Genomic DNA, 7,757 nt, shown 5'->3' on the forward strand with positions numbered 1-7,757 from the left:
ACAGACCCAGGCGGGCTCGCCCAGGGGGGCGGCTACCGGGTCGGCGGGCAGGGGGGAGTGGGGTGGGGGGGGGGGGGGTGTCGAAGACCGAGACTGCGATGTCTTGGGCGCATTTCGACGTGGGCGGTGGGCGAGACCCGTCCGGGTCGCCGCTCCCTGCTTGCCGGTCCTTGCCCCGCCGGTGACCCCGGGCGCCACCCGCGCGCCGCGTTGGCGGGCCGCCGGCAGCAGGACCGCGTCCAGGCGGTTCTGCAGGCACGTGCCACGCAGCGCGGCGGGCGTGTGGAGCGGCTGCTCGGCCGGGCCGACGCCGGCGGGTTGGACGGGACGAGCGGGCAGCGCGGCGGCCGCCAGCGTTTCTGCGCTGATCTTGCCCAGACTGCTCGCGGCCATGTCGACGGCGGCCTCGTTCACCGCGCGGTCCAGGCCGACCTCACGCAGCAGCTCCACCGTCCGCATGCCCACGCCGGTGGCCCGGGGGTGGATCTGAGGACCGGCCTCCCGCTCCACCAGATGGACCCGGACCCCGTGGTGGGGCCAGGAACACCGCTGCGCTCAGGCCGACGGTACCGCCGCCGACGATCAAAACCTCGGACTCTGACACGGCTTCCCCCTCTTGGCGGGAACGATGGTCCCTCATGTGGGAACACTGTGCCCACGTGAGTATGATGGGCGCCATGGCCGAAGAGAAGTCAGCTCCCGCGCTGGTCTGGAGCAAGGAACGGCACGCCCCCAAGCGGCAGGTGCTGAGCATCGAGCGAATCGTGGAGGTGTCGATCGGCATCGCCGACGCCGAAGGACTGGACGCGCTCTCCATGCGCCGCGTCGCCGGCGACCTCCGGTCGGGCACCACCTCGCTCTACCGGTACGTGGCTGGTCGCGACGAGCTCTTGGAGCTCATGATCGACACCGCGCGGGCGGTGGCGGCGCCGAAGCCGCTCACCGGGAACTGGCGCACAGACCTGGCCGACGTCGCGCGTGGGCAGCGAGCCGCACTGCTGCGCCACCCGTGGCTGGGCAGCGTGCTGGCAACCCGCCCCGCCCTCGGCCCCAACTCGCTGCGGCAGATGGACCACGCGCTCGTCGCGGCCGGCGCGGTGACCGAGGACATCACCCTGGCCTCCGACGTCGTCTCGCTGGTCTTCGACTATGTCATCGGCGTCGTCTCCCGTGAACTCGCCGAGCAGGAGGCACAGCGCCGCACTGGCATGACCGAGGAGCAGTGGCGCGACAGCGTCAGCCCGTACATCCACCGGATCGTCGAGAGCGGCGCCTACCCGCAGTTCGCCCGCCGGGTCGTCGAGGCCGAGGACCACGGCTTCGACTATTCCTTCGAGTTCGGCCTAGCCTGCCTCCTCGACGGGATCGGGAGTCGGACCTGCCCGCCAGGGGGGCCGGAACGACGGTGATCGCGGACGGCGCCTACCTGGGCACCGGCCTGGTCGTGCCCCACCGGAGAAGAGCCAGCCGCCCCCTCCTGCGCGATCAGGACCCGATCAGGAGGAGGACAACGCCGAACGCCGACGCCGGACATCCTGATCGTCTTCGACGCCGGCTACGACGCCGCGCATGGCCCAACTCGTCGCCGCCCAGCGCCGACCCAGCCCAGGCCGGGCTGGAGCGATGGGTCGTCGAGAGGACCATGTCCTGGCTCGCCGGCTGCTGTCGGCTCCACCGCCGGTACGAACGCAAGGCTGAACACTTCCTTGCCTTCGTCGGCGTAGCCGCAGTCCTCATCTGCCGCCGCCTCACCAAATAAGACAACCACCCGACGGGGTGATCAGTCGACGAGCCTCCAACCGTCAGATCGCGCTCGCCGAGCGCTATTGCCTGTTTCTGGAGTACTCCTGCTGCTCTCCAAGATTCAATAAGTTTAGGCCGACAGGCGGAATGCGGATAGTGGCCAGGTGGATCAGCTGGGGGCATAATGATCAAAATCCGGCGCATGGCCAGGAGGTGATAATGTGACGAATTCATTAGAGTCCGACTCGGGGTCCCAGTCCGGCGCGCACGTGATGGTACGACGCGGCCTTACGAAATCCAAATACTCACGGGCGGAAATGGCCTGGGTTGTACTGGTCCTGCTCCTGACGGCGCTACCGGTGGGTTGGTGCGGCTTCAAGGACTTCAGGGACAGTCTGACTTTCCCGGGCTATGTCACCGGAGTGGCCCTCATGCTGGCGGCCCTCATCATGGTCGTGGGTGTTGCTGCGGTCATGGACTGTTGGGTCCGAGGGCCGGTATCCAACTTCGGAGTGGTCGCGCTGGGAAGTACCGGCGTGGCGTTGTTGACGAACGTCTTGCTCGCGTTTCGGACATGGAACGACGGCGAGAGGGTCAGCTACATGGTCCTGTCCATTGCGCTGAGCGTGGGTTCGCTATTGGCTGTCATCCTGGTGTGGCGGAGACTGGATGAGATCCCCACTCCGAAGCGGGTGGCTGCGGCACTCCTTGTCTCCACGATTGTGGCGGTCGCCAATTTCAGCTATCAGTACCTTTTTCAGCCGAACCGGCGAGATGTCGCCCCTCTCGTACAGCTGGACGTGGGCAAGCCGGTGCTCAGTGCGGACCGCAAGGCGTTCTCCGTGCCGGTCGACATCAAGCTCGTGAACCACAGCGATGTGAGTTTCTATGTGCTGGGTACCGAGTTCCATGCCATGGGAGAGGACGTGACGGTGACCCAGACGGACGTGACCGCCTCGAAGTGGCGCCAAGGGGCCGAGCAATGGGCCATGTACCGGGAGAAGCACCCGCTTACCCGCAGAGAGGTCTACCAGCCCGGCCAGCTGGTAGCGGCCCAGCCATGGATTCCCGCCGGAAACTGGGTCGAGGCGAAAGGCGAGTCGCTCACGCGAACCATTGTTGAACTTCCCATCGATACGAATTTCGAAAAGCTGACCTTCTATGCAACCCTGAGTCTCGCGCGTAAAGACAAGCTCGTTATGGGAAATTTCGGAACGCCTGGATACTCGTGGAGGGGCGTTGATCTGCCCCGTTGGGTGAAGGCAGGACGTGAAGAGAACGACGTCATCGTCCAAACGGCTCCGATGCAAGAAAATAATGCGATCGATCATTACACGAGACAACACCGACGCGTCACTACCTATTGGCGCTTTGGTCAACATGGTGCAGACGTGGCGCCGGTCATCGCGCCGGTGGGTGAGGAGGATCGCACATTCTCCGAACCCACGATCCGCGAGATGCGGAACCGCTACGGCCTTTTCGACATTTTGGCGGGCCCGGTCGAGCAGACGCTGGGCGAGATCAAGAGCCAGCGCTGACCAGCGCCTCCAGCCACATCAGCGGGGCGAGAGATTTGTGCACACGATCGCGAGAGTAAGAAACCTGGCAGCAGCTGCCGGCGGCCTCGTTCGGACCCTCCGGCGCGACCGCCCACCGGCGGTTTTCCGAGTGCGTCGAGGGCCAGGGAGTGGGCCACGCTCCACCGCCTGGTCCTCGACGAACTCGGCGCCCGCGGAGAGCTGGACTGGTCCCGCTGCGCGATCTGGATGCTTCCACTTCGGGTGTGACGGCCCTGCGCCGAGGCGCGGTAGGGGCCAGGCCGGATCCGCCGGACAGGACTCAGGTCGTCACCGGTTCGAGCCGAAGCCTGCGGCTCGGCCAAGGCGGTGATTGCGCCGGGCCGAACCAGAGCCTGACGTCCTCCCCGGTGCGGACCGGCAGGCGCGGCTAGTCATTCTCGGAGTGCTCGGTGCGGTGCAGCGCGTGGCGCGAGTTCAGGTGCCGGGCGGCGTACCCGTCGAAGGCTGTCGCCGCGGACGGATGACAGACGGTCGCGAGCACCTCGCGGGCGCCGGGCGCGGGCGTGAAAGCCGGGTCCGCGCAGCAGCAGGACGTCGTCGCTGTCGGTCATGGTGGCATTGGCCGCCTCTCGGTGCTCCCGCCAGACCGGGCCGGTGTAGAAGGCCTCCAGCGAGCGCCGACGGCGCGCCATCTCGGGGAACGAACGCAGTCAGACGAAGCGGTTCGGGTCGTCCAGGTCGCGGAACCGGCCGCCGACGGTGATGCCGACCGCCTGCTGGCCGGTCACGAACTCGCGCTCGAACAGCTCGATCAGCGATTCCCGGGCTCCGGGACGCAGGGTGTACTGCCGGGGTCCGACGATGCTCATGCGCCGGCCCGCCCGGTTCGGGTGAAGTCCATGGTCCAGTTGTGTTCCCAGGTGCGGCCGTCGTCGGCGGAGAACTCCTGCTCCCAGCGGGCGTGGTCCGGACCGAGGCGGTACCAGGTGAAGTGCACCCGGATCGGGCGACCGTCGTGGGTGGTGTCACCGTAGAAGTCGCCGCGTTCCCCGGTGAAGCCACCGATCACGGGCGGGTCCAGTCGGCCCGTCCGGCTGTCGGACCAGTGGGTCGACCAGCGTCCCGTCTGGCGGTCGAGCAGCCGCAGGGTCACTCCCTGGCGGCCGAGGGTGGGAAGGTGATCTCGTCGATGTTGCTGGCGCCCCCGAACAGCGGCCGGATCACGGCATGGCCGTGAAACTCCACCCAGGTTCCGGTGCCCGGTGCCAGCGGTGCGGTGAGACGGCGATTGGCCACGTCCCAGGAGCCGTGCAGGAAGTCGAAGTCGTTCATGCGTCGCAGGTTAGGGACGGTCCCCTGACGGGATACTGGGCGGCATGCGCGCGAGCCGGCTGGTCACGCTGCTCCTCCTGCTCCAGAACCGGGGCCGGATGACCGCCCGGGAACTGGCCGAGGAACTGGAGGTCTCGTCCGTGCGGTCTACCGGGACGTCGAGGCGCTCGGCGCCGCTGGCATCCCGCTGTACGGCGCCGCCGGACACGCGGGCGGCTACCGACTGGTCGACGGTTACCGGACCCGGCTCACCGGACTCACCGCGGACGAGGCGCAGGCCGCTTTCCGCGCCGCGCTCCCCGGCGCCGCCGCCGACCTGGGACTCGGGGAGGCGCTCGCCACCGCGCAACTCAAGTTGCGTGCAGCGCTTCCGGCGGAGCTGCGCGAGCACGCCGAACGTATCCGTAAACGCTTTCTGCTCGACGCACCCGGCTGGTACAGCGACGCCGACCGCACGCCCTATCGGGCCCCGGTCGCCGCCGCGGTGTGGGAGCGCGGGCAATGGTGCTGCGGTACCGGCGCTGGCGGGCGCCGGAGGAGATCGAGCGCCGGGTGGAGCCGTAGGGGCTCGTGCTGAAGGCGGGCCGCTGGTACCTGGTCGCGGGCGGGCCCTCCGGGGTGGTCGACGTGCCCGACGGGTGCCGGCTGTGGGCGCGGAGTCGTCGGTACGCGCTTGCCACGGGGAAGGCCGGTCGAGCCGGATCGTTACCTCAAGTTTTGCCAAGATCCAGTGACACCGCGGCGGCAGCATTCTTAGCTTCCTTGTACACGCGTCTTGACGCTTCTACGTACCCCGCGGTTCCACGCGCACCGGCGATCCCGCTGCGCGTCCCGCGTCCCCGAGGAAAGAGTTGCAACATGAAGGTCCCCAAGGCTGGTGCGATGGCCGCTGTGATCGGCCTCGCCCTGACCGCCACCGGCTGCGGCGGCGACGAAGGACCCAAGGGGACCCTCTCCATAGGCATCTCCTTCGACCAGCCCGGTGTCGGCCTGCGCGAGGCGGGGGGCACCTTCTCCGGCTTCGACGTGGACGTCTCCAGGTACATCGCCAAGGAGCTCGGCTACAAGCCGGAGCAGATCGAGTTCAAGCGGGTCGACAGCGCCGAACGCGAGCTGCTGCTCCAGTACAACGAGGTCAAGTTCGTCGCCGCGACCTACTCGATCAACGACAAGCGCCGGGAGAAGGTCGACTTCGCGGGCCCGTACTTCACGGCCCACCAGGACCTGCTCGTCCGCGCCGGCGACGCCACGATCACCAAGGCCGAGGACCTCAACAACAAGAAGCTCTGCTCCACCGCCGGCTCCACCTCGGCGCAGAACATCAAGCAGAACCTGGCGCCGAAGGCCAGCCTGCTCGAGCTCGACGGCTACTCGGAGTGCGTGATCGCCCTCCAGGATGGCCTGGTCGACGCCATGACCACGGACAACGCGATCCTGGCAGGGTACGCCGCTCAGAAGGGCAACACGGGCAAGTTCCGCCTCGTGGGGCTGAGTCTGAGCAGCGAGAGCTACGGCATCGGCATCAAGAAGGGCAACCAGGATCTGCACGCCAAGATCAATGCCGCCCTCAAGAAGATGGTCCAGGACGGCTCCTGGGACGCGGCCGTGAGGAAGAACTTCGGCCAGGCCAACTTCAAGCACGAGCCCGCCCCGCAGGTCACCTCCGCGAGCAGCTGACGACGCCACGCCCCGGGCGCGGCAGGAGGGGAACACGCCGCCTTGCCGCGCCTGGGTCAGGTCGCCGGCGCCTTGTCGGCCAGCACCGTGAGGAACTCCCGCATCCATGCCGGGTGGTCGGGCCAGGCCCGGGCCGAGGCCCTGCTGGAGAGCGCTGCGCGGACCGCCGGCCACAAGGAAGCCGCTGCGGTGGTCGCTGGTCTGGAGGTGAACGGGCTGACTGACCATGCACAGACCGTCTTCGGCTGCATCGTGCGTGGTCGGCCCACCGGCCACGTCGCCTGGTTCTTGATCTACCTGCGCCAGGCCCGGTCTGCGTTCATGGACAGTGCCTTCCTCTTACAGCAAGCACAGAGTGGCTCGCCTGTGCAAATGGCACCACTCCTGCTCGGCCTCGGAGCCGCAGGCCTGCAGGAGGAGTTGACCTTGCTGCTGCAGGTCCTGGTACACCGGGTTGCGGAAGAGATTGTGCTCCTCCTAAGGCAGTTGGAACGGATAGGTAGTGCTGCGGGCCCGGAGCCCGCCGTGATCGGCCACCACATCATGGAGGTGATCGCGCAGGCCAGATCCATGCCATACCAGGTTGGGCTCGTACTGGCGCTGGAGGCGGCCGGACTCCCCGGCGAAGCCACTGCGCTGATCTCGGCAGCCACCACACGGCTGGGCCGGAGCTTCACCGACGCGCTGCGTAAAGAACGCTCGAAGCATCACCAGAGGGTTCTCTCCAGGTCGTTCTGGCAGTCTGCAAAGCCTTGAGCCGAGTAGACGAATACAAGCTCCCTCCTGGCCCGCGTGGATTCTCTGGGATGCTGCGGAGTCTCACTACACGTGTCCCCGGAGGCGCGGCCGGAGGAGCTGTCCGAAGAGCGATATGCACGACCTGCCGATCCGCGGAGGCTGATCACGCCAACGGGCGATCCATGCCAAGCCGTGGCGCAGACCTGCCGAGGCATCTTCTCGGCGAGGGCTGCTCGGAGCTGGTCGAAGTGCGTCCGACGGCACCGTTGGCTGACGCACTGCGGAACGTCGGGCTCGTCTTCGGGGCGTCTCCACATGAACAGAGCGCACTTGAGCGCACTTGAGGCAATGCTCGGCCGCGAGACCCTTTTCCCGTGCGGCCGGCGGGCCATTCTGGCCCCGCTGCGGGGACGTCGGCGGGTGATTGGCGCGGCGGTGTTCCTCCGTACCCTGGACCGGCACGCATTCGAGGAGGACGATTTGCTCGTCGCCGCCCAGTTGGTCAATCAGACTGCGCTGGGCATCGACAAGGCGGTCCTGTACGGCCGCGAGGCGTACATCGCCGACGAGCTCCAGCGCACGATGCTGCCCGACAGCCTCCCCCAGCCCACCGGGGTCCGCCTCGCCTCGCGCTACCTGCCCGCCGCCGAGGCGGCCCGGGTCGGCGGTGACTGGTACGACGCGATACCGCTGCCCGGCAGCCGCGTCGCGCTCGTCGTCGGCGACGTCATGGGCCACTCCATGACG

General features: G+C 67.8%; 8 protein-coding genes and 5 pseudogenes. 8 read left to right on the top strand and 5 right to left on the bottom strand.

The window, feature by feature from the left end; translation table 11 throughout:
- Positions 1-519, bottom strand: a pseudogene (locus ACFXA3_RS28230) (FAD-dependent monooxygenase); the annotation flags it as partial.
- Between the two features lie 158 nt (positions 520-677).
- On the opposite strand from ACFXA3_RS28230, the gene ACFXA3_RS28235 reads away from it, so the two are divergent.
- From ACFXA3_RS28235 to ACFXA3_RS28250, 4 genes and pseudogenes are all read left to right on the top strand, one after another.
- Positions 678-1,409 carry a TetR/AcrR family transcriptional regulator gene (locus ACFXA3_RS28235; protein WP_385191283.1) on the top strand — a complete coding sequence of 244 codons (732 nt, stop codon included), beginning with the start codon at positions 678-680 and terminating at the stop codon, positions 1,407-1,409.
- Entirely contained in the window at positions 1,406-1,759 is a 354-nt protein-coding gene (locus ACFXA3_RS28240) for a transposase (RefSeq protein WP_385191285.1), read from the top strand. Before ACFXA3_RS28235 ends, ACFXA3_RS28240 begins: the two co-directional genes overlap by 4 nt.
- Positions 1,760-1,964: 205 nt before the next feature.
- Complete coding sequence (locus tag ACFXA3_RS28245; protein WP_385191286.1) at positions 1,965-3,281, top strand: hypothetical protein; 1,317 nt, start codon at positions 1,965-1,967, stop codon at positions 3,279-3,281.
- A gap of 62 nt (positions 3,282-3,343) precedes the next feature.
- Positions 3,344-3,524 (top strand): annotated as a pseudogene (locus ACFXA3_RS28250) (IS5/IS1182 family transposase); the annotation flags it as partial.
- Positions 3,525-3,973: 449 nt separating this feature from the next.
- On the opposite strand, the gene ACFXA3_RS28255 reads toward ACFXA3_RS28250, so the two are convergent.
- Genes ACFXA3_RS28255 through ACFXA3_RS28265 form a run of 3 tightly spaced genes read right to left on the bottom strand, consistent with a single transcriptional unit; the run spans position 3,974 to position 4,595 of the window.
- On the bottom strand, positions 3,974-4,132 hold the full coding sequence (locus tag ACFXA3_RS28255) for a hypothetical protein (RefSeq protein WP_385191287.1): 159 nt from the start codon (positions 4,130-4,132) through the stop codon (positions 3,974-3,976).
- Positions 4,129-4,416, bottom strand: a complete 288-nt coding sequence (locus ACFXA3_RS28260) for a hypothetical protein (protein ID WP_385191288.1) — start codon at positions 4,414-4,416, stop codon at positions 4,129-4,131. Before ACFXA3_RS28260 ends, ACFXA3_RS28255 begins: the two co-directional genes overlap by 4 nt.
- Positions 4,413-4,595 (bottom strand): hypothetical protein, encoded by a 183-nt coding sequence (locus tag ACFXA3_RS28265; protein ID WP_385191290.1) that lies wholly within the window; start codon positions 4,593-4,595, stop codon positions 4,413-4,415. Before ACFXA3_RS28265 ends, ACFXA3_RS28260 begins: the two co-directional genes overlap by 4 nt.
- A gap of 44 nt (positions 4,596-4,639) precedes the next feature.
- Here ACFXA3_RS28265 and ACFXA3_RS28270 point away from each other — a divergent pair.
- Positions 4,640-5,156 (top strand): annotated as a pseudogene (locus tag ACFXA3_RS28270) (helix-turn-helix transcriptional regulator); the annotation flags it as partial.
- Between the two features lie 297 nt (positions 5,157-5,453).
- Positions 5,454-6,272 (top strand): glutamate ABC transporter substrate-binding protein, encoded by an 819-nt coding sequence (locus ACFXA3_RS28275; protein WP_385191292.1) that lies wholly within the window; start codon positions 5,454-5,456, stop codon positions 6,270-6,272.
- A 56-nt stretch (positions 6,273-6,328) separates the two neighbouring features.
- On the opposite strand, the pseudogene ACFXA3_RS28280 reads toward ACFXA3_RS28275, so the two are convergent.
- A pseudogene (locus ACFXA3_RS28280) lies at positions 6,329-6,412 on the bottom strand (peptidase); the annotation flags it as partial.
- Between the two features lie 49 nt (positions 6,413-6,461).
- On the opposite strand from ACFXA3_RS28280, the gene ACFXA3_RS28285 reads away from it, so the two are divergent.
- Both ACFXA3_RS28285 and ACFXA3_RS28290 read left to right on the top strand, forming a co-directional pair.
- Complete coding sequence (locus tag ACFXA3_RS28285; RefSeq protein ID WP_385191293.1) at positions 6,462-7,028, top strand: hypothetical protein; 567 nt, start codon at positions 6,462-6,464, stop codon at positions 7,026-7,028.
- 354 nt (positions 7,029-7,382) lie between these two features.
- Positions 7,383-7,757, top strand: a pseudogene (locus tag ACFXA3_RS28290) (PP2C family protein-serine/threonine phosphatase); the annotation flags it as partial.

The organism is Streptomyces sp. NPDC059456 (assembly GCF_042750055.1).
Lineage (GTDB): Bacteria > Actinomycetota > Actinomycetes > Streptomycetales > Streptomycetaceae > Streptomyces.